The following is a 22,244-nucleotide window of genomic DNA, read 5'->3' on the forward strand; positions in this document are numbered from 1 at the left end:
GAAGGTTGGGATGAGGGCAGTTATCGCAGTCCCTCTCCAAAAAGGAGAGGGACTGCATGGCGTAAGCGGGGGTCTATCAGAAATGCGTATTCACACTCACGTAGTAAGTACGTCCGGACTCGTTATATGTTTCGGCACCTGCACCGTACATGTAACCGACATCACCACCCGTTGTCTGGGCATTACCTGCGCGCCAGTGGCGTTCATCGAAGACATTGTCGATACCCGTAGTCAGGCTGACATTCTTCGTTGCATCCCAGGTCCCACTCAGGCCAACAATGCTATAAGGGCTAACTTCGTTGGTTTCCGATCCCGTTGCAGGCAAACCTTTGTAGTTGTACTTCTTCGGCTGTTGTTTGCCGTACCACGTAAAGGTCGATTGCACAGAAATGTCCTGGCGAATTTGCCAGCTCAGGGTGGAGTTTAACGTATATTCCGGAATAACGGACAGGCGCTCGCCGGTCTCTTTATTCTTACTTTCCAACATGTAAGTGATGTTATTCGTCCAGTTCACCGTATTGGAAACCGGTACGTTTAACGTGCCTTCCAGCCCTTCTACCAGAGCCTTAGGAATGTTTTCCCACTGGTAAATATCGGTTTTGGTTTTGCCAGAAGAAGTCTGGCCGATTGGCGCGTAACCCGCTTCGATTTTGTCTTTATAATCATTGCGGAACCAGGTGACACCAGCGAGCCAGCCGTCACGTTTGAACTCAAGACCAATCTCTTTGTTGACGCTGGTTTCAGCTTTAAGGTCTTCGTTACCCATCATATAGCAGCCCACACCGTTGCCGCTTGCGTAGCAACCCTGGCCTTTGCTGTAGAGGATGTAGTTCGGGTTGGTCTGATACAGGCTCGGTGCTTTATACGCCTGAGCAATACCCATTTTCAGGGTGAAGTCATCCCCCAAACCTTGAGACAGGTTCAGAGATGGGCTCCAGTTATTACCCACGATGCTGTGATGATCAAAGCGCAGACCCGGAGTCAACATAGTGCTGTCGGTCAGCTCCATATTGTCTTCAGCAAGCAGTGAGAAGACCTCTGCCTGAGAATATGGGCTACGGTTGGTGCTATTCGAACCTGGAATTGGGCCGCCCATAAAGGTTTGACCGTTTGACGACAAATCTTTCATCTTTTGCTGGTTCCATTCGGTGCCCAGTGTCAGGTTTTGGTTAAACACGAAATCAATCGGGATATTCACTTCGCTGTGCAATAGCACATCGCTCAGATCGATATCGCTGAATTTATCACTGGAGAAAATCCCTTCGGTGCCACCGGCCAGACCTTCACGCATACGTGAGTTGCGGGTGTGTTCGTACTGCACCCAGTTGCTGGTCGTCAGGCCGCTGTCCCAACCACCATTCCAGGTCATGGAGTAGCTCTGGCGGTAGAGGCGGTTAGTCTCTTTGCCATAGTTATCTTTCACGATTTGGTTGGTATTGGTGTTCTGGGTATCGCCGGAATACAGGTTGCCCTGGCGGCTGTAGCCCGCTTCCAGTTCCAGAGATTGCATCGGTGCAAAGTCCCAACGCACGACGCCGTTGATATCTTTGTTAATTACGCCTTCACGCCCGGCGGGCAGTGTATCTGAGTATCTACCGGTACGTTCAGACTGATGGCCTTGGTTGATGTCCCAGGCATCGGCTTGCGTTTTATCGAGGTTGCCGTACAGACGGAAGCTGAAATCCCCACCCAGTGGGCCGTTCAGGCTAAAGTTGGTGCGCTTAGTAGAGCCTTCGTCTTTGTGCTCAGGGGCATTGAGATAGGTGTTCCAGGTGCCATGCCATTCACCGGTGCCTTTTTTGGTGATGATATTGACTACACCACCTGCCGCACCGTTACCGTAACGCGCTGCTGCCGGGCCACGAATAACTTCGATACGCTCGACCATTTCAGGTGGTACCCAGCTTGCATCGCCACGTGTATCACGTTCGCCACGCCAGCCAAGTCGTACCGAGTTTCGGCTGGTGACCGGTTTGCCATCGATAAGAATCAAGGTGTTTTCCGGGCCCATACCGCGAATATCAATCTGGCGACCGTTACCACGTTGGCCACTGGTGGAGTTACCGGTCAGGTTAACGCCTGGCATAGTGCGGACGATTTCGGAAATATCACGCGCTGGTGGGCGTTTTTTCAGCTCTTCAGCGGTGATGGTTGAAACGCCTGGTGCCTGCAAATTTTGCGCGGCGGCGGTAACAACCAGAGTGTCTTCATGAGTGAGCGTGTCGTCGTTGGTCGCAGCGGTCTGAGCCGTTGCTGGTGCCGCCTGCTCTGCCGCAAAGACAGGTGCTGCAACACCGTATATTCCCAGATTGATTAGCATTGCGAGGGAATAGTTAATTTTCTTATTCATTATGGCGGCCTGCTTTTCCGCTGCGCCCGGTGTCATTCCATTCCCAGAGGGATCGGGCACAGCATGGATGTTACGAAGCGATACCGAAACTGTCTGCAACAGCCCCGAAATGAGGGAATCGTGCGTTCAAGTCCGGCAATTAATTGTTTTTGCACCAGGAAGCTGGTAGCTCAAAGCGCGGAAATACGCTATTGTAAATGCAAATAATTATCAATAGTATTATCAATATATTTCAAGATTATTGTCCGTTATCAATAATTTCATAAGGTTATGTTCGAGTGACGAATTTGCTGACAGGAAGTGAGTGCTGGTGGCAGGAAAAACAAGCGCAAGGGATCCCCGCCGTTACCTTTGAAAATGATGATATGTGTGAGGTGACTTTTTTATGGCGTGACCCTAAGGGTTGCGAGCAAACCTCACCGACAAAGCGAGTCTGGATTTACATCACGGGCGTGACAGATCACCACCAACGCTCGCGTCCGCAAACGCTCGAACGTATTGTCGGAACTGATGTCTGGCAATGGCAAACGCAGCTAACTGCTACATGGCGAGGCAGTTATTGCCTCATTCCAACAAACAGCGAAGATGATTTCCCGGCAGAGGCTTTTGAAGGCATCGTGCCGGAGCGCATGGCGCTGCGAGAAGGTTGGCGAAAACTGTTGCCACTTGCGATTGCCGATCCGCTAAATCCTGAAAGCTGGCTCGGTGGGCGAGGGCATCCGATGTCAGCACTCCATCTTCCTGATGCGCCAATGCAGGCCGGTTGGGAAAAACCAGACACGCCGTATCACACACCTCAGCATATTTCCTGGTTGAGTGAGCGCCTGAAAAACCAGCGTAGTGTATGGATTTTTGCAACCGGTGACGCCCAGCCCGAGCATCGCCCGTTGGCGATTTTGCTCGACGGCCAATTCTGGGCTGAAGGGATGCCAGTGTGGTCTGCACTTCAGGCTCAAACTGATGCTGGCGTATTACCTCCCGCCGTTTATGTGTTGATTGATGTCATCGACAACGCAACCCGCAGTGATGAACTGCCCTGTAATGCGCAGTTTTGGCTGGCAGTACAAGAAGAATTACTGCCGCACCTGCGCACGGTTACCTGCTGGAATGAAAACCCTGAAACCACGGTAGTCGCCGGGCAAAGCTTTGGCGGTCTTTCCTCGCTTTATGCCGCACTTCACTGGCCTGAACAATTTGGCTGTGTGCTGAGCCAGTCAGGTTCTTACTGGTGGCCACGTCGTGAAAACAACCAGCAGGGCGGGCAGTTGATACGGCAACTGGAAGATGGGCTCGCGTGTGAAAAAGCGCTGCGTATCTATCTTGAGGCAGGGGTCAGAGAACCTCTTATTCATCAAGTTAATCAACGAATTTACCCCTTACTACAACAAACACAGCGAGCTGTTTTCTACCGTCAGGTTGATGGTGGGCACGATGCGCTTTGCTGGCGAGGCGGTCTTTTGGACGGTCTCGCCTGGCTTTGGAAAGCGCCTTAAAGAGCGGAGTTAACTATGGAATTCAGTAACCCTTTCGACTCGTTGCAGAGCCGTTTTTTCATCCTTGAAAATGCGCAGCAACAGTTCAGCTTATGGCCGGAACATTGTGCATTGCCCGATGGCTGGCAGGTGGTTTGTGAACCCGCATCAAACGATGAATGTAACCGCTGGTTGCTTGCCAACTGGAGCGAACTTCAACCCGCCTCCTTTGCAAAAGAAGAGGTGATTGGTGAGTGAATTAATGATGACGCCAGCACTGGAACAACAGATAAAAACCATGCCGCTGGTAGCAGCGCAGCCCGGAATCTGGATGGCGGATCAGCTGTCACAACAGTCCAATATGTGGAGCGTGGCACACTATGTTGAGCTAAATGGAGAACTCAACGAAGCGTTACTGTGCCAGGCGATAGTGGCAGGCATGAAAGAGGCCGATACCCTTTGCATGCGCTTTAGCGAAGTGGACGGCGAAGCGCGGCAGTGGATAGACCCCAACGCGTCGTTTGTTGCCCCTTGTTGCGTTGATCTGCGCAATGAAATCGATCCGATCGCCACTGCACAAGCGATGATGCGCGACGATCTCGACGGGGATTTGCGCATTGCCAGCGGTAAGCCGCTTTACCATCATCAACTGCTGCGTATCTCAGATACACGCTGGTTCTGGTATCAACGTTTTCATCATTTAGTGGTCGATGGCTTTAGTTTCACCGCTATTACCCGCCGAATTGCCAATATTTATAGCGACTTGTGCCAAAACCAAGCGCCTGAACCCACGCCATTTACTCCCTTTAGCGAAGTGGTTGAAGAATACGAGCATTACAGCAAAACGGATGCCTGGCGGCGTGATTCTGCATTCTGGATAAGCAAAGCTAAACAGTTGCCACCACCTGCCACTCTGTCAACCAAACCGCTTACTGGCCAAGGGGTTAGCACAAAACTGATTCGCCAGACGCTACGTTTTGAGTCGGCAGATTTTAATGCACTGGTTGAAAACGCCCGCCTGCAAAACCTGACAGCCGCCGATATGGCGTTAGGACTGGTGGCGTTGTGGCTCGGGCGCTTAAGTGGCCGCAATGAGTATTCCGCCGGTTTTATCTTTATGCGCCGCATGGGTTCCACCGCACTGTGTGCCACCGGCCCGGTGCTGAATGTATTGCCGTTTGGTGTACATATTGAATCCGACTACACCCTCGCCAGCCTTGCGACAAACCTCGCCAAAGAACTGAAAGGTATACGCCGTTACCAGCGTTACGATGCTGAACAAATCCAGCGCGATTTGGGGCTTATCGCAAACGGCGAACCGCTGTATGGCCCAGTAATAAACCTGAAAATGTTCGATTACCGGCTTGATTTCAATGGTATTGAAGGCATCACGCATCAAATGGCTTCAGGCCCGGTCCGCGACCTGGAAATTGCGCTCTACATCAGCGAACAAGGTGACTTCTCCCTTGAGATGTTGGCAAATGCCGAGCGTTACGATGCGCAAACTTTGCAGCAGCATATTGCGCGCTTGCCGCTTCTGTTGCGCCAGTTTGCGGCCAATCCTGCATTACGATGCGTAGATGCCCAACTGTTGCATGAATCCGAAACCTCGCTGCTGGACAGCGTAAATGCTACGCAAACGTCAGTCCCTTCGACAACGTTAAGCGAGCTTATTGCGCAGCAAGCGGAGCGCACACCAGATGCACCGGCGCTGGCGGATGAAAACCACCAGTTCAGTTATCGCGAGATGCGTGAACAGGTTCAGGCATTGGCGAGTGAACTGCTGTTACGTGGCGTAAAACCGGGTGATGTGGTTGCCGTGGCACTCCCTCGCTCGGTCTTTTTATCCCTGGCGCTGCAAGCGATTGTTGATGTGGGTGCAGCATGGCTGCCGCTCGATACTGGCTATCCCGATGAGCGCCTTCATATGATGCTTGAAGATGCCGCGCCGCGTTTGTTGCTCACTTCTCAAGAGCAGTTACCACGTTTTAGTGCTGTTCATGGTCTGCAAACCTTCTGCTATCAAAATGTGCTGACAACGTTTAAGCCGCCGCAGACTCACAATCTCTCTCACCCTGAACATACCGCGTATGTGATCTTCACATCCGGTTCAACGGGCCGCCCGAAAGGGGTAATGGTAGGGCAACAGGCTATCGTTAACCGCCTGTTGTGGATGCAAAATCACTACCCGTTAAACGGTGACGATGTGGTTTTGCAGAAAACGCCATGCAGTTTTGATGTGTCCGTTTGGGAATTTTTCTGGCCGTATATTGTTGGCGCACAACTGGTTATGGCCCCACCTGAAGCGCACCGCGACCCGGAAGCGTTGCAGCAGCTTTTTGCTCGTTATCGAGTGACTACTACACACTTTGTTCCATCAATGTTGGCGGCGTTTGTTGCCGCGTTAACCGATGCCGATGCGGTAGCGAAATGCGCAACTTTAAAACGCGTATTCTGTAGCGGCGAAGCACTGCCAACAGAACTTTGTCGCCAGTGGGAACATCTCACCCACGTGCCGCTGCATAACCTTTATGGGCCAACGGAAGCCGCGGTCGACGTGAGCTGGTATCCGGCATTTGGTGAGGAATTAGCACAGGCTTCCGGCAGCAGCGTTCCGATTGGCTGGCCGGTGTGGAATACCGGGCTGCGAATTCTGGACTCGGCAATGCGCTCGGTTCCTGTCGGGATCGCAGGTGATCTTTACCTTACCGGGATCCAGCTGGCGCAGGGCTATTTATCCCGCCCGGATCTTACTGCCAGCCGCTTTGTTGCCGATCCTTTTGCTGCGGGCGAGCGCATGTATCGTACGGGCGACGTGGCGCGTTGGCTTGATAATGGCGCGGTGGAATATCTTGGCCGCAGTGACGATCAGTTAAAAATTCGTGGGCAACGCATTGAACTGGGCGATATCGACCGCGCTTTGCAGGCGCTGCCGGAAGTTGCGCAGGCAGTGACGCACGCCTGTGTGCTCAATAAAGAGGCCGCAAGCGGTGGCGATGCCCGCCAACTGGTGGGCTATCTGGTCTCAGCTTCAGGCGAGGTTTTGCCCGTCGACACTCTGCGTGAACAATTGGGCAACGTGCTCCCGGCGCACATGGTGCCGGTCGCGCTCATTCAGCTTGATGATTTCCCATTGAGCGCGAATGGCAAACTGGACAGAAAAGCGCTGCCGTTGCCGGAACTGGCGATACGTGGCACAGGGCGCGCACCGGTATCTTCTTTAGAAATCACCATTGCAGACGCTTTTTCCCATTTGCTGGGATGCGAAATTCACTCGATAGATGACGATTTCTTTGCCCTCGGCGGCCATTCATTACTGGCGATGCGCCTCGCGGCTCAACTACGCCGTACGCTTGAAAGGCCGGTGACGGTTGGGCAGGTGATGGTGGCGTCGACAGTCGGCCAGCTTGCGCAAATGCTGGCCAAAGATTGCGGTGAAGAAGAAGCGAATCGGGCAGGGTTTGATGCCGTGCTGCCGCTGCGTAAAAGCACCGGGCCAACGCTCTATTGCTTCCACCCGGCGTCTGGTTTTGCCTGGCAATTTAGCGTATTGCAGCGCTATCTCGACCCGCGCTGGTCGATAACCGGTATTCAGTCCCCGCGCCCGTATGGCCCGATGCAGCAGGCTGAAAACCTGGCGCAGGTTTGCGAAACACACCTGCAAACCCTGCGTCAACTTCAACCGCATGGCCCGTATTATCTGATGGGATATTCATTAGGCGGCACGCTGGCGCAAGGTATTGCTGCGCGTCTTGAAGCGGTGGGTGAAAAGGTAGCGTTCTTAGGGCTGTTAGATACCTGGCCACCGGAAACGCAAAACTGGGCTGAAAAAGGTGCCAACGAACTCGACCCGGCGGTGCTTGATGAAATCAACCGCGAACGTGCGGCTTTTGTCGCCGCTCAGCAGGGGCAAACGTCGGATGCGTTATTCCAGGCTATCGAAGGGAACTACGGCGATGCGGTGCGCCTGCTTACCACGGCGCAAAGTGTGCCGTTTGCCGGCAAAGCCACGCTGTTTGTGGCCGAGCGAACGCTGCCAGAAGGGATGGACCCGCAACAAACCTGGGCACCATGGATTGGCGAACTTGATGTATTCCGCCTGAACTGCGCCCATGTCGATATCATTTCCCCAAATGCTTTCGAGGAAATTGGGCCGGTGTTGCAGCGAGTGTTAGCGTTGGATTGATAAGTTCTGAGTAGATTTTAAATCAGCTATACCCAAAATAATTCGAGTGGCAGGAAGGCGGCAAGGGAGCAAATCCCCAGGAGCTTACTAAAGTAAGTGACTGGGGTTTGAGAGTGCAGCCAACGCCCCTGCCACTTGAAGTATGACGGGTATATTAGCCGCGTCCGAGCGGAACCACCAACGGCGTATGCGCTACCGGATCTTCAATAATCATGCAGCGCAGGCCGTAAATCGCTTCGATAAGTTCGGGGGTGACAATCTCGGTCGGCGCGCCTTCGGCCACAATCTTACCGTCTCGCAAGGCGATTAAATGCGTGGCGTAACGGCAGGCCTGGTTCAAATCGTGCAGCACAGCGGCAAGGGTGAAACCTTGCTTTTGATTGAGATCGCGCAGTAATTCCAGCAAATCAATTTGATGGCTGATATCAAGCCAGGTGGTGGGCTCATCAAGCAGCAAAATGGAAGTTTCTTGCGCCAGCACCATCGCAATCCAGGCTCGTTGCCTCTGGCCGCCAGAAAGCGTATCCACCGGTTGATCGGCTAAATCTTCAATGTTTGTCGCTTTTAATGCCCGCTCGACCGCCTGGCTATCCTCTTCGCGCCAGCGTGAAAACATCGGTTGGTGCGGGTAGCGGCCACGTGCCACCAACTCCGCCACGCTAATATCACCCGGTGCCGTGGAATTTTGCGCCAGTAAACCCACGCGCCGCGCCACTTCTTTGGTCGCAAAACGGTGGATTTCATTGCCATCGAGCCAAACCTGGCCGTGCATCGGTTTCATCAGTCGGCTTAACGTGCGCAATAGCGTGGATTTCCCGCAGCCGTTGGGGCCAATAATCGCGGTAAATTTCCCGTCAGGAATGGCAACGGTCAGGCCGTCGGCGACCACATGGTTGCCATATCCCAATGTGAGCTGTTCGCCATGCAGGCGCGGTGGAGCGGAAATCGGGCTCATTTTTTACGGGATTCCTGAATCAACAACGCAATAAGATAAATACCGCCAAGGCTTACTGTGAGCACGCCGACCGGTAATTGATATGGCATAAACAGATGTTGGGCGCACAGGTCTGCCGCGAGTAAAAGCGTTGCGCCGCATAATGCGGATTGCAGCAAACCCCAGCGTGAAGTGCCGCTTAAACGGCGGGCGATATGTGGTGCGACAAGTGCGATAAACGAAATTGGCCCGGCTAATGCGGTGGCTGCGGCAGTGAGTATCACACCAGTTAGCATTAACAACAGGCGAGAGCGTTCAACCGAAACGCCGAGTGCGCAGGCGCTGTCATCGCCCATTTCCAGCAACCGCATACGCCGCACTAACAATGCACCAGCGACCAGCGCCAGTAACATTAAAGGTGCGGCCGGGAAGATTTTCCCCCAGGTTAAACCGTTCAGGGAACCCGCATTCCACAGCCCTGCAGAAATAGCGGTTTCAAGCGAGGCATGCAGCAACAGCCAGGTATTGAACGCCACCAGCATCGCACGCACGCCAATGCCGATGATTATCAAACGGAAAGTTTCAATGCCGTTTCGCCAGGCGAGCAGCCAGACCACAAGCGCAGTCAAAATGCCACCGGCCATGGCAGAGGTGGCAATCGCGGTTTGATGCTGGCCGAACAGCACCATGGCAACCAACACGCCGCTCCATGCGCCAGTGTTAAAGCCCATCACGTCCGGGCTGCCGAGTGGGTTACGCATCAGTGACTGGAAGATGGCACCGCTCACGCCCAGCGCTGCACCAATCAGCAGCGCCATGACAACGCGTGGCAAGCGCCATTCGACCACCACCAGTGAGATATTGCGCGGTGCGGAACCCAATAGCGCGTCAATCACCTGGCTTACCGAAAGCGGTAATACGCCACTGCCCAGGCTCCATATTCCCAGGGTGATACTGAGTAGCAATAAAATCAGGCTGATGGTGACCAGACGAGGAGAAGGGCGGTTCATAATCCTGCTCCTTTGCGGCTGCGGCGTACTAAGTAGATAAGCATCGGAGCGCCAATAAACGCGCTCACCACTGAAACGCGCAGCTCGCCCGGAACCAGCATACGGCCAATAATATCGGCAAACAGCAGTAGAGTTGGGGTGGCAATAAGAGTCACGGGGAGCGACCAACGGTGATCGGCCCCCACCAGCCAACGAGCCAGATGCGGCATCATCAGGCCAATAAAAGCAATTGGCCCGACTGCGGCGGTAGCGCTGCCACACAATAAAGTGATGGCGATTAAACCGAACAACTGAGTGCGTGCCACTTTACTGCCCAGCGCGGTGGCGGTGTCGGTGCCCATACTCAGGCTGTTTAGCGAACGGCTGATAAACAGCGCAATCACGCAGCCCGCTAGCACGGGCAATACAATAATTTTTAGGGTTTCGAGCGTGCGAATATCCAACGTTCCGGCCTGCCAGAAACGCAACTGGTCATAGACCACCGGGTTGAGTAGAGCGATGCCGTTGCTTAAGCCTTCGAGTACCGCACCGAGCGCGACGCCAGCCAGCGTTAACCGTACCGGGCTGAGTTGCCCGCCGCCCTGGCTTCCGGTAAAAGCCACCACCAGTGCCGCAGACAATGCGCCCGCAAAGGCCAACCCGAGTAATGCTATTGGCGATGAAAGACTCCACACAGCCGCCCCCAAAACAATGGCAAAACTGGCCCCGGCATTGACGCCAAGCAGGCCTGGGTCAGCGAGGGGATTTCGGGTCAGCGTTTGCATCAACGCACCGGCAAGGCCCAGCGCGCCGCCCGCAAGAATACCAGCTAGTGTGCGGGGGAGGCGGGCGTCGAGCACGATAGTGCAATCTGCACTTTGGCATTGGCCGCTAAGTGCATTGATAACCACTTCGGCAGGGAGGGATTTGGCACCTAATAACAAACTGAGTATTGCCATTAAAACGAGTAAAAACAGCAAACTCAGCAGGATGAACCAGCGTGACATACGTTGTATATCCTTCACTTCGTAGCCCTACAAAAATCACGTAAAATTAAATGATAGTTATTATCATTATCACTCTTATTTGTTTATGTTAGCATGAGCCGCCTCGCACCCGGAAAGAAAAATTCGCTTTAAGGTCATGTAATGAACCGCAATTCTTTGCTGCTTAATCTCAGTTTACTCAAGACTCATCCCGCTTTTCGCGCCGTCTTCCTCGCCCGTTTTATCTCCATTGTGTCGTTGGGGTTGTTGGGTGTCGCGGTGCCAGTACAAATCCAGATGCTGACAGGCTCCTCCTTGCAAGTGGGGCTCGCGGTGACGCTTACCGGTTCGGCGATGTTTATCGGCCTGATGATGGGCGGTGTGCTGGCTGATCGCCACGAGCGCCGTCGTCTGATTCTTCTGGCCCGTTCTACCTGTGGCGTCGGCTTTATTGGCCTGACGATTAACGCCGCATTACCTGAACCATCGCTGGCGGCGATCTACCTGCTTGGTGTGTGGGATGGGTTCTTTGGCGCGCTCGGTGTGACTGCACTTTTAGCCGCAACACCTGCGCTGGTGGGGCGTGAGAATTTGATGCAAGCGAGTGCAATTACTATGCTCACCGTGCGCCTCGGTTCGGTGATTTCACCGATGATCGGCGGGCTGTTACTGGCATCGGGCGGCGTGGTCTGGAACTACGCGCTGGCATCCGTCGGCACCTTTATCACTTTGCTGCCATTGCTGAGTTTGCCGAAATTGGCACCGCCTCCGCAGGCGCGTGAAAATCCGCTGCTCTCTTTATTGAATGGCTTACGCTTTCTGGTCGGCCACCCGATTATTGGCGGCATTGCGTTAGTCGGTGCATTGCTGACGATGGCGAGCGCGGTGCGTGTGTTGTATCCCGCGCTGGCTGATCACTGGCAAATGAGTGCCGCACAAATCGGCCTGATGTATGCCGCCGTTCCGTTGGGTGCCGCGATTGGTGCGTTAACCAGCGGGCGTATTGCCCATCACGCGAGCCCTGGCATGATCATGCTGACGTCCGGAATTGTGTCGTTTATCTCGATTGGCGTTTTCAGCCTGATGCCGGTTTGGGGACTTGGGCTGGCGTGTCTGGCGCTGTTTGGTTATCTCAGTGCGATTAGCTCTTTGTTGCAATACACGCTAATTCAGACGCTTACCCCGGACGGGATGTTAGGCCGAATCAATGGTTTGTGGACAGCACAGAACGTGACGGGTGATGCGATAGGTGCTGCGATTTTAGGTGGCATGACGGTTGTAATGTCGCCTGTGGCGGCGGCAAGTTCCGGGGGCTTTGCATTGACGTTATGCGGCGTTGTGCTGGCGATTGTGTTGGTGCAGTTGCGACGTTATCGCCAGGCCGCCCCGGCGCAACCCGAGGCAGAAACAGCTAAATAATCACTTGCTGGCAAACAACGTGCTCATGTGCTCAAGGATTCTTGTTGCACTGTAATAATCGAGACGGAAAGTCTCGGTTCCCAGCGCGTAAACGTGCTTTTTCTGCACGGCGGGCAGGTGCGAAAGAAGCGGGTTATTTGCCAGTGCAGTGGCATCTTTCTCATCGCTTGCGAACAGGAACAGACTCTCGCCATTCAAACCTGTAGCAAGGTTTTCACCGCCAAGCTGCACGATGTCGTGACGTTTACCCATGCTCTGACTGGTATGAATAGCCGCAGGAATTGGCGATAAGGTAAAACCGAGTTGCACAAGCAATTTTCCCTGTGCCGAATCTAACGTCCAAATATTCGCTGAACGAGACGCAGGTGTGTAAACCATTGCTGTGACCGGTTGCGGCGGCAACTTCATGTGCATTCTTGCTTCGCTTAACTGCTTATCAAAGCTTGAGATTCTTTCCGTGGCTTGCTTTTCGTGCCCAGTAATCTCACCGAGCTGGGTGAGCAATTGCTGCCAACTTTTATCGTCGTAATTGATAACCAGAGTAGGTGCAATTGCCGAGAGCTGCTCATAAAGGGCGAGGGCGGAATCACCGCCAGTGGCACTAATCAAAATCAAATCAGGCATTTGTGCCGCGACGGCTTCAGCACTGGCTTCGCCAATATATAAACGCTGAACGTTACGTTGTTTAGCGACATCTCCCCACTGGCGTAGAAAACCTTGCGAGTCAGCCATTCGATTGCCTGGCGTCGTGGCACCGCTTGCCACAACCGGGGCATCGATTGCCAGTAGTGAACCGGTGAGCGTCACGCTGGTTGAGACAATGCGCTGCGGTGCCTGCTCAAAAGTATGAGGGCCGTGACTGTCGGTGATGGTGCGTGGCCAGTCGGCAGCGTGAGCAAGGCTGCTCAGGCATAAAACGATAACTGCGGAGAATCTGATTTTCACTCAATAACTTCCTGTTGAAATTTAACGATTGCGGTGGATGCTGCTGGCGGTTATCCACCCTACAAAACTGTTTTGCGTAGGTCGGATAAGCGTTAGCGCCATCCGGCAAGACCGAGCAGCTATTGACACTGCTGTCTTTTCTCTTTAGGTTACGACCCCGAAAAGCAAATGATAATCATTATTACTATCTTTTGTCATGTTTTTACGGAGGACGAATGGAAACGTTACTGGTGCCGCAGTCACAAGAAAAACAGCTAACACCTTGTGCGAATAGTTTTTTCTTTATGTCGCCTTATCGCAGTTTTTCGACCAGCGGCTGCTTTACTCGCCTGGATTGCGCGGCGCTTGATGGTGCAAACCCCCACGGGGACCTGCAAAAACAGCTGCGTGAAGCGTTTGAAAACGCCAAAAAGCACGGTATCGAGAAACCTGTTGTCGTCGGCGCTATTCCATTCGATCCGAGCCAACCTTCAGCGTTATTTATCCCGCAAAGCTGGCAGACGTTTTCCCGCGCCCAGCGCCAGGCTGATGCCAGCCAAAGTAGAGCGGCAAAACCCCTGAACATTGCTGCCCGTAAAGCGATTCCTGAACAAGATAAATTTATGGAGATGGTGGCTCACGCCGCTGCCGCTACGGCTCAGCCGGATATTGACAAAGTGGTGCTCTCGCGCCTGATTGATATCGAAACGGACGCGCCCGTTGACCTTGATGTGTTACTCAATCGCCTGATTAGCCAGAACCCGACCAGCTATAACTTCCACGTGCCGTTGCCGGATGGCAGCTCGCTGGTGGGTGCCAGCCCGGAATTGCTGCTACGCAAATCAGGCAAGAATTTCAGCTCCTTGCCGCTGGCAGGATCGGCGCGTCGCGATAAAGAAAATATCCCGCGCGACAGCGAAATTGGTGCGCAACTGCTGCGATCCAGAAAAGACCGCCACGAACATGGCCTCGTGACGCAGGCGATGCGCGATGTTTTACAGCCGCATAGCCAACATTTAACGCTTTCCGATACGCCGGAACTTATCACCACTCCGACGTTATGGCACCTCGCCACACCGATTTACGGCCAGGTTGAAGACCGCCAGCACAACGCGCTTTCCCTTGCTTGCTTATTGCACCCCACACCCGCCCTCAGCGGCTTTCCGCACGATGTGGCGCAAAAACTGATTGCTGAACTAGAGCCGTTTGACCGCGAACTGTTTGGCGGCATAGTCGGGTGGTGTGACGCTGACGGTAACGGCGAGTGGGTGGTGACTATTCGCTGTGCCCGCGTAGGTGGCAATCAAGTGCGTCTGTTCGCTGGCGCAGGCATTGTTCCTGCTTCATCTCCTGAATCGGAATGGCGCGAAACTGGCGTCAAACTTTCCACCATGCTCAACGTATTTGGACTGAAATAAATGGCGATTCAATTCACGCGCTGGCCGGATGAACTGGCCGCTCGCTACCGCGAAAAAGGTTACTGGGCCGATTTGTCCCTCACCGACATTCTCAGCCGTCATGCCAAAAATGATGCCATTGCGTTGGTTGATGGCGAGCGCCATTACAGTTATCGCGAGCTGGAACTGGCCGCTACGCGACTAGCCTGCGCACTACAGCGTCGTGGCCTGAGCCGTGGTGAAACCGCGCTGGTCCAGCTTGGCAACGTGGCAGAACTCTATATCACACTGTTTGCACTGCTGAAGATTGGCGTGGCTCCGGTTAACGCGCTCTTCAGCCACCAACGCACAGAAATGGAAGCCTACGCTAAGCAAATCGAGCCGGTGCTGTTGATTGCCGACCGTAAACATAATTTGTTCGCCCACGATGATTTCCTTGAATCGCTTTGCGAGCAGAACCCATCGCTGCGCATGGCGGTTTTGCTCAACGAAAACGATCGCGAGCGATCGCTGAGCGCCTTTATCAATGAGACGGAAGAGAACTTTGTTGCCACGCCATCGGCGGCGGACGAAGTGGCCTTTTTCCAGCTTTCTGGCGGCAGTACCGGCACGCCGAAACTGATCCCGCGTACCCATAACGATTACTACTACAGCATTCGTCGCAGCGTAGAAATCTGCCGTTTTGATGCGAATACGCGTTTCCTGTGCGCGATCCCGGCGGCGCACAACTACGCGCTGAGTTCACCTGGTTCGCTGGGCGTATTTTACGGCGGTGGGCGCGTGGTGTTGGCAAATGACCCGAGTGCCACGCTCTGTTTCCCGCTGATTGAACGCCACCAGATTAACGTCACCGCACTGGTGCCGCCTGCGGTCAGCCTGTGGTTACAGGCTATTGGCGAGTGGGGCAGCAATAAATCCCTTGAGTCTCTGACACTGTTACAGGTTGGTGGCGCACGTTTGAGCGAAGCGCTGGCCGCACGTATTCCGGCAGAGATTGGCTGCCAGTTACAGCAAGTTTTCGGCATGGCCGAAGGGCTAGTGAACTACACGCGCCTTGACGACGATAACGATCATATCTTCAAAACCCAGGGCAAACCGATGTGCCCGGATGACGAAGTGTGGGTGGCTGATGAAAACGGTAATCCATTACCGTACGGCGAAGTGGGCCGCCTGATGACGCGCGGGCCGTACACTTTCCGTGGCTATTATCGCAGCCCAGAACACAACGCCAGCGCCTTTGATGCCAACGGTTTTTACTGCTCAGGCGATCTAATTTCTATTGCCGAAGACGGTTACATCACCGTGCAGGGGCGCGAGAAAGATCAGATCAACCGCGGCGGGGAGAAGATTGCCGCCGAGGAGATCGAAAACCTGCTGCTGCGCCATGAAGAGATCGTGCATGCCGCGCTGGTTTCGATGGAAGACAGCCTGCTGGGCGAGAAAAGCTGCGCGTTTATCGTTGGCAGCCGCCCGTTCCGCGCGGTGGAAATTCGCCGTTATTTGCGTGAGTTGGGTATTGCCGACTTCAAGCTGCCGGATCGTATTGAAATCGTTGAAAACCTACCGCTGACCGCGGTGGGCAAAGTGGACAAAAAACGTTTGCGCCAGTTGATTGCTGATAAGCAACTGGCTTCCTGATTGACGGAGAATTTATGGCTATTCCAAAACTGAACGCATACACCTTACCGACGGCTGCCGATATCCCGGAAAACAAAGTGAGCTGGGCGTTTGAACCTGAGCGTGCGGCACTGCTGATTCACGATATGCAGGAATATTTCATTGATTTCTGGGGCGATAATTGCCCAATGATCCAGCAGGTTATCGCCAACATCGCCGCGCTGCGCGATTACTGCAAACGCCACAATATTCCGGTCTATTACACAGCACAGCCCAATGCGCAGAGCGACGAAGACCGTGCGCTGCTCAACGACATGTGGGGGCCGGGCTTAAACAAACACCCTGAGCGCCAGAAAGTGGTGGCCGAACTTGCGCCAGACGAACACGACACGGTGCTGACCAAATGGCGTTACAGCGCGTTTATCCGCTCGCCGCTGGAACAGTCCTTGAAAGAAACTGGCCGTAACCAGCTGATTATCTGTGGTGTGTACGCACATATAGGCTGCATGACTACGGCAACCGATGCGTTTATGCGTGATATCAAACCGTTTATGGTGGCCGATGCGCTGGCAGATTTCAGCCGCGAAGAACACATGATGGCGCTGAAATACACCGCAGGTCGTTCCGGGCGCGTGGTGATGACGCGTGATTTGTTGCCGGAAAGTGCCCCGCAAAACAAACAGCAACTGCGTGAAATCGTCTTGCCATTGCTTGATGAATCCGACATCCCTGAAGATGACGAGAACCTGATTGATTACGGCCTCGATTCCGTGCGCATGATGGCGCTGGCAGCTCGCTGGCGCAAAATTCACGCTGATATCGACTTTGTGATGCTGGCGAAAAACCCGACCATCGACGCATGGTGGGCGCTGCTGTCGCGGGGAGCATGAGCATGAGCATGAACATCGACTTTAGCTGCAAAACCGTTTGGGTAACCGGGGCGGGTAAAGGCATCGGTTATCACACTGCACGTGCATTTAGCGAAGCCGGTGCGACGGTTATCGGCTTTGATCTGGCGTTTCCGTTGAATATTTATCCGTTCGCCACCCAAGTGTTAAACGTGGCGGATGCCGACCAGGTGGCTGCCGTTACGCAGCGTTTAATGAGCGACGAGCCGCAGCTTGATGTCTTGGTGAATGCAGCGGGAATTTTGCGTATGGGTGCGACGGATGCTCTGCCCCTGCAAGACTGGCAGGACACATTTGCGGTCAACGTCGGCGGCGCATTTAATATGTTCCGCGCTGTAATGCCACGCATGCGCGAACAGCGCAGCGGGGCGATTGTGACCGTCGCATCCGATGCCGCGCACACGCCGCGCACCGGAATGTCGGCCTATGGCGCGTCGAAAGCGGCGCTCAAAAGCCTGGCGTTAACCGTGGGCCTGGAACTGGCTCCATTTGGTGTGCGCTGCAATGTGGTATCGCCGGGTTCGACGGACACCGATATGCAACGCACGTTGTGGAAAACGCCGGATGCCGAACAGCAGCGCATTCAGGGATTCCCGGATCAGTTCAAACTGGGCATTCCGCTGGGAAAAATCGCCCGCCCGCAGGAAATCGCCAGCACCATTATGTTCCTCGCCTCATCCCACGCCAGCCACATCACATTGCAGGATATTGTGATTGATGGCGGCGCAACGCTGGGAGCCTGAATGAGTATCTGGAAAAGGGAACTTACGCTTGAGGCGTTAAACAAAACCAGCGTCGGGACTATGGTTGAGCATCTCGGCATTGTCTACACGCGCCTGGATGACGAAAGCCTGGAAGCGGAAATGCCAGTCGATAACCGCACCCAGCAGCCGTTTGGTTTGCTGCACGGCGGCGCGTCTGTGGTGCTGGCAGAAACGCTGGGATCGATGGCGGGATTTCTGACGACCAATGACGGGCAGTGCGTGGTGGGAACGGAAATAAACGCTAGCCACCATCGTGCGGTCGCGTCCGGTTCAGTGCGTGGCGTATGCAAACCGCTGCATCTTGGGCGGTCTTCCCAGGTGTGGGATATTGCCATTTTTGATGCTCGCGGGAAAAGGTGCTGTACGAGTCGGTTGACGACGGCGCTATTAGGGTGATGCTTATGGCAAGCCGGAGGTTTTCCGTTCACCGTTTCGGTAACTACAGAGATCACTGAACTTTCGGTGTACGGAACCATCACCTATCAAGCAATGGCAGAACTATCACCACATCGTGATCCCCGTAACAAGCTGATGTAAATACCTGGTCAAACCACTGTATTCCAATGTTTCAATGTTGTTAAATTCATGCGCTTGTTCTAGAACAAAACGGTAATACCGTCTGCTTCTACCTCTGGCTCTACACATGGAAAACAATATGAATAATCCAGGGAAACACCTCATATGGGCTGTGCTTGCACTGATTGGTGCATTCGCGCTCGGCTATATCGCACTCAATCGTGGCGAACAGATAAACGCATTGTGGATTGTGGTTGCTGCAATCTGCGTTTACCTCATCGCTTATCGTTACTACGGCTTGTTTATCGCTAAACGAGTTCTAACCGTTGATGCCACTCGTATGACGCCAGCCGTGCGCCATAACGATGGGCTGGATTACGTACCAACCGACAAAAAAGTGTTGTTCGGTCACCACTTTGCTGCGATTGCTGGTGCGGGGCCGCTTGTCGGGCCGGTGCTTGCCGCGCAAATGGGTTACTTGCCTGGTATGCTCTGGCTGCTGGCGGGGGTTGTGTTGGCCGGGGCAGTACAAGATTTTATGGTGCTGTTTGTCTCGACGCGTCGTGATGGGCGTTCTCTGGGCGAACTGGTAAAAGAAGAGATGGGTAACACGGCGGGTGTGATTGCTCTGGTGGCCTGCTTTATGATTATGGTTATCATCCTCGCGGTGCTGGCGATGATTGTGGTGAAAGCGCTGACCCATAGCCCGTGGGGCACGTACACCGTGGCATTCACCATTCCGCTGGCGTTGTTTATGGGGGTCTATATCCGCTACCTGCGCCCGGGCCGCATTGGTGAAGTGTCGGTGATTGGCTTGGTAATGCTGATATTTGCCATTATTTCTGGCGGTTGGGTTGCCGAAAGCCCAACCTGGGCCCCGTACTTTGACTTTACTGGTGTGCAACTGACCTGGATGCTGGTGGGTTATGGTTTTGTCGCTGCGGTATTGCCGGTCTGGCTGCTGCTTGCACCGCGTGATTACCTCTCCACCTTCCTGAAAATCGGCACCATTATTGGGCTGGCGATTGGCATCTTGATTATGCGCCCAACGCTGCAAATGCCATCACTCACCAAATTCATTGACGGTACAGGCCCGGTATGGACCGGCGACCTGTTCCCGTTCTTGTTTATCACCATTGCGTGCGGTGCGGTTTCTGGCTTCCACGCGCTGATTGCTTCTGGCACCACGCCGAAAATGCTGGCTAACGAAAACCAGGCTTGCTTTATCGGTTACGGCGGCATGCTGATGGAATCGTTTGTGGCGATTATGGCGCTGGTGGCGGCCTGTGTTATCGACCCAGGCGTCTACTTCGCAATGAACAGCCCGATGGCCGTGCTGGCTCCGGCTGGGACTGTGGATGTCGTCACCTCTGCGGCAAGCGTTGTCAGTAGTTGGGGCTTCCATATCACGCCAGAAACCTTAACTAACATTGCGAATGAAGTGGGCGAGCAAAGCATCATCTCCCGTGCTGGCGGCGCACCAACGCTCGCCGTCGGGATGGCGTACATTCTGCACGGCGCATTGGGCGGCCTGATGGATGTTTCATTCTGGTATCACTTCGCCATTCTGTTTGAAGCATTGTTTATTTTGACGGCGGTAGATGCCGGTACACGTGCGGCGCGCTTTATGCTGCAAGACTTGCTGGGCGTGATTTCCCCGAGCCTGAAACGTACAGACTCGTTGCCTGCGAACTTATTGGCGACGGCGCTTTGCGTGCTGGCATGGGGTTATTTCCTGCATCAGGGCGTTGTTGACCCACTCGGTGGTATTAACACCTTGTGGCCTCTGTTTGGTATCGCCAACCAGATGCTGGCAGGCATGGCGTTGATGCTGTGTGCGGTAGTGCTGTTTAAGATGAAGAAGCAGAAATACGCCTGGGTGGCTTTAGTCCCAACCGCATGGCTGTTGATTTGTACGTTGACGGCTGGCTGGCAAAAAGCCTTCAGCGACAACCCGAAAGTGGGCTTCCTGGCTATCGCTAACAAATTCCAGGCGATGCTCGACAGCGGCAATATTCCTGCGCAATACACTCAGTCTCAGCTTACCCAACTGGTGTTTAACAACCGTCTGGATGCTGGGCTGACCATCTTCTTTATGGTGGTTGTGGTGGTGATTGGTCTGTTTGCGATTAAAACCGCGCGCCAGGCGCTGAGGTCGGACACGCCAACGGCGAAGGAGACTCCTTACCAGAAGATGCCTGAAGACGTTGAGCAGATTGTTGCGCAGGCGAAAAGTGCGCACTAAGCCATTCATCCATCTCCCCGTAAGGGGAGGTGGATTTTACGCCCGGAGCTACCATGTTCGACACACTCGCTAAAGCTGGAAAATATCTCGGCCAGGCCGCTAAATTGATGGTTGGCGTCCCTGATTACGACAACTACGTACAACACATTCGTCTGACCCATCCAGAGCAGACGCCGATGACTTACGAAGAGTTTTTCCGTGAGCGTCAGGATGCGCGCTACGGCGGAAAAGGTGGCGCTCGCTGCTGCTAAACGAAGGAATTTGACATGAATCAAGCGGTATCTGTCACCCTGTTAACGGGTTTTCTCGGCTCCGGGAAAACCACACTTCTCAACTATTTTCTCGCCCATTCCGACAACGCCCCTGTCGCTATTCTTGAAAACGAATTTGGTGCAGTAAACATTGACGGCGCATTGCTTAGAGGCGGTGAAAACGTCAACGTTGTGGAATTGAGCAATGGTTGTGTCTGTTGCAGCGTGCGCGGGGAATTCACAGCAGCATTAAGAGAAATGCTGGAAAAGCGTGCTGCCGGAACGCTGAAATTTGAGCGGTTGATTGTTGAAACAACAGGCCTTGCTGACCCTGCACCTATCGTTCAGACCTTCTTTGTCGATGAACACCTGCGTGAAGCGCTGCGCCTGGATGCGGTTATCGCACTTGCTGATGCAGAACATATCTCACGCCAGCTTGATGAGCATGCGGTTGCGGCGTCACAGCTTGGCTTTGCCGATCGTATTTTGCTGACTAAAGCGGATCGTGTTGATGAAGAGACAAAACAGCTGGCGCTCGATCGGATTAATCGGATCAATAACAAAGCGGATCTGTTTGAGATCGTAAACGGTGAGTGTCCGGAAGAGTTTTGGCTTGATCTTAACGCTTTTGAACTCACCGATAACATCGATATGGCCGCAGGGTTCCATGTTATTCGTGCTGATACCAACCACCCCGATCGTTTCCAGCCGTTCCGTAAAATGCCGGCCAAACGCTCCTGGGATGATGCCATTCAGGCGCATGTTTTTGATGCAGGAATGCTGGATGTGAAAAAAATCGGCGCGTTTATGGAAAGCTGCATCGCGCGTTTTGGCAATGACATGCTGCGCTACAAAGGCGTGTTAGCAATAGCCGATCACCCACAGCGCTTAATTGTGCAGGGCGTGCATAAAGTGGTGGGTTTTGATTATGGCTCCACGTGGCACCCATCTGAATCGCGAGTGTCGCGCTTAGTGATTATCGGGCGTTACCTGCCGATTGATGAGCTGCGTCAGGAGTTTGCTGCAACAACCATTTAAACGCTGAAACGCGGATGTGATCTCTCGCACGATTTTCATCCCTGGCGAATAAAGCTGTTGTGCGAAACGAAGCAGTATGTTTGTATGAAATTCGCTGTTAAAAACACACAACACATTCAGGACCCAAATGACAACTAACCTGCACACATCAGCACTACTACTAACCGCGCTACCAGCCGCGGTAGTCGTCGTGCGTGTGGTGGTGGTCGTCGTCGGCAATGCGCCGTAGGGTCTGAATCAACACATCG

The 22,244-nt window shown here is 53.8% G+C and carries 18 protein-coding genes; 13 read left to right on the forward strand and 5 right to left on the reverse strand.

The window, feature by feature from the left end; all coding sequences use genetic code 11:
• Positions 1 to 76: 76 nt before the first annotated feature.
• Positions 77 to 2,350: a TonB-dependent siderophore receptor gene (locus GC128_RS13980; protein WP_151994816.1), complete on the reverse strand. Its 2,274-nt coding sequence runs from the start codon at positions 2,348 to 2,350 to the stop codon at positions 77 to 79.
• Between the two features lie 278 nt (positions 2,351 to 2,628).
• Between GC128_RS13980 and fes the strand changes: the two genes are divergently transcribed.
• From fes to GC128_RS13995, 3 genes are read left to right on the forward strand one after another with little or no spacing between them, the layout of a single operon-like run.
• Positions 2,629 to 3,843 (forward strand): enterochelin esterase, encoded by a 1,215-nt coding sequence (gene fes / locus GC128_RS13985; RefSeq protein ID WP_151994817.1) that lies wholly within the window; start codon positions 2,629 to 2,631, stop codon positions 3,841 to 3,843.
• A gap of 15 nt (positions 3,844 to 3,858) precedes the next feature.
• On the forward strand, positions 3,859 to 4,080 hold the full coding sequence (locus GC128_RS13990) for an MbtH family protein (protein ID WP_151994818.1): 222 nt from the start codon (positions 3,859 to 3,861) through the stop codon (positions 4,078 to 4,080).
• Positions 4,081 to 4,120: 40 nt separating this feature from the next.
• Positions 4,121 to 8,008, forward strand: coding sequence for an enterobactin synthase subunit F (locus GC128_RS13995; protein ID WP_407643507.1), 3,888 nt, complete (start codon positions 4,121 to 4,123; stop codon positions 8,006 to 8,008).
• A 154-nt stretch (positions 8,009 to 8,162) separates the two neighbouring features.
• Here GC128_RS13995 and fepC read toward each other — a convergent pair whose 3' ends face one another.
• The 3 genes from fepC to fepD are packed head-to-tail and all read right to left on the reverse strand — an operon-like array spanning position 8,163 to position 10,938.
• A complete protein-coding gene (fepC, locus tag GC128_RS14000) occupies positions 8,163 to 8,963 on the reverse strand; it encodes an iron-enterobactin ABC transporter ATP-binding protein (RefSeq protein WP_151994819.1) in 801 nt (266 codons plus the stop codon).
• Entirely contained in the window at positions 8,960 to 9,952 is a 993-nt protein-coding gene (fepG, locus tag GC128_RS14005) for an iron-enterobactin ABC transporter permease (protein ID WP_151994820.1), read from the reverse strand. The genes fepC and fepG overlap by 4 nt, the downstream gene beginning before the upstream one ends.
• Positions 9,949 to 10,938: a Fe(3+)-siderophore ABC transporter permease gene (gene fepD / locus GC128_RS14010; RefSeq protein ID WP_151994821.1), complete on the reverse strand. Its 990-nt coding sequence runs from the start codon at positions 10,936 to 10,938 to the stop codon at positions 9,949 to 9,951. Before fepD ends, fepG begins: the two co-directional genes overlap by 4 nt.
• A gap of 141 nt (positions 10,939 to 11,079) precedes the next feature.
• Here fepD and entS point away from each other — a divergent pair, with 141 nt between their 5' ends.
• Positions 11,080 to 12,336, forward strand: a complete 1,257-nt coding sequence (entS, locus tag GC128_RS14015; RefSeq protein WP_151994822.1) for an enterobactin transporter EntS — start codon at positions 11,080 to 11,082, stop codon at positions 12,334 to 12,336.
• On the opposite strand, the gene fepB is transcribed toward entS, so the two are convergent.
• Positions 12,337 to 13,281 carry a Fe2+-enterobactin ABC transporter substrate-binding protein gene (gene fepB, locus GC128_RS14020; protein ID WP_151994823.1) on the reverse strand — a complete coding sequence of 315 codons (945 nt, stop codon included), beginning with the start codon at positions 13,279 to 13,281 and terminating at the stop codon, positions 12,337 to 12,339.
• 215 nt (positions 13,282 to 13,496) lie between these two features.
• On the opposite strand from fepB, the gene entC reads away from it, so the two are divergent.
• The 9 genes from entC (at position 13,497) to ivbL (ending at position 22,225) form a co-directional block, all read left to right on the forward strand.
• A complete protein-coding gene (gene entC, locus GC128_RS14025; RefSeq protein WP_151994824.1) occupies positions 13,497 to 14,678 on the forward strand; it encodes an isochorismate synthase EntC in 1,182 nt (393 codons plus the stop codon).
• A complete protein-coding gene (locus GC128_RS14030) occupies positions 14,679 to 16,295 on the forward strand; it encodes a (2,3-dihydroxybenzoyl)adenylate synthase (RefSeq protein ID WP_151994825.1) in 1,617 nt (538 codons plus the stop codon). It abuts the gene before it with no gap.
• 14 nt (positions 16,296 to 16,309) lie between these two features.
• On the forward strand, positions 16,310 to 17,164 hold the full coding sequence (locus tag GC128_RS14035) for an isochorismatase (protein ID WP_151994826.1): 855 nt from the start codon (positions 16,310 to 16,312) through the stop codon (positions 17,162 to 17,164).
• 8 nt (positions 17,165 to 17,172) lie between these two features.
• On the forward strand, positions 17,173 to 17,925 hold the full coding sequence (gene dhbA / locus GC128_RS14040) for a 2,3-dihydro-2,3-dihydroxybenzoate dehydrogenase (RefSeq protein WP_151994891.1): 753 nt from the start codon (positions 17,173 to 17,175) through the stop codon (positions 17,923 to 17,925).
• Positions 17,926 to 18,342, forward strand: a complete 417-nt coding sequence (entH, locus tag GC128_RS14045) for a proofreading thioesterase EntH (protein WP_151994827.1) — start codon at positions 17,926 to 17,928, stop codon at positions 18,340 to 18,342.
• Between the two features lie 259 nt (positions 18,343 to 18,601).
• Positions 18,602 to 20,707, forward strand: a complete 2,106-nt coding sequence (gene cstA, locus GC128_RS14050) for a pyruvate/proton symporter CstA (protein ID WP_151994828.1) — start codon at positions 18,602 to 18,604, stop codon at positions 20,705 to 20,707.
• 53 nt (positions 20,708 to 20,760) lie between these two features.
• Complete coding sequence (locus tag GC128_RS14055; RefSeq protein WP_034456870.1) at positions 20,761 to 20,958, forward strand: YbdD/YjiX family protein; 198 nt, start codon at positions 20,761 to 20,763, stop codon at positions 20,956 to 20,958.
• A gap of 15 nt (positions 20,959 to 20,973) precedes the next feature.
• Positions 20,974 to 21,996 carry a CobW family GTP-binding protein gene (locus GC128_RS14060; RefSeq protein ID WP_151994829.1) on the forward strand — a complete coding sequence of 341 codons (1,023 nt, stop codon included), beginning with the start codon at positions 20,974 to 20,976 and terminating at the stop codon, positions 21,994 to 21,996.
• Between the two features lie 127 nt (positions 21,997 to 22,123).
• A complete protein-coding gene (gene ivbL, locus GC128_RS14065) occupies positions 22,124 to 22,225 on the forward strand; it encodes an ilvB operon leader peptide IvbL (protein ID WP_134183912.1) in 102 nt (33 codons plus the stop codon).
• Positions 22,226 to 22,244 lie beyond the last annotated feature (19 nt).

This window comes from Buttiauxella massiliensis (assembly GCF_902500225.1).
Taxonomy (GTDB): Bacteria; Pseudomonadota; Gammaproteobacteria; order Enterobacterales; family Enterobacteriaceae; genus Buttiauxella; species Buttiauxella massiliensis.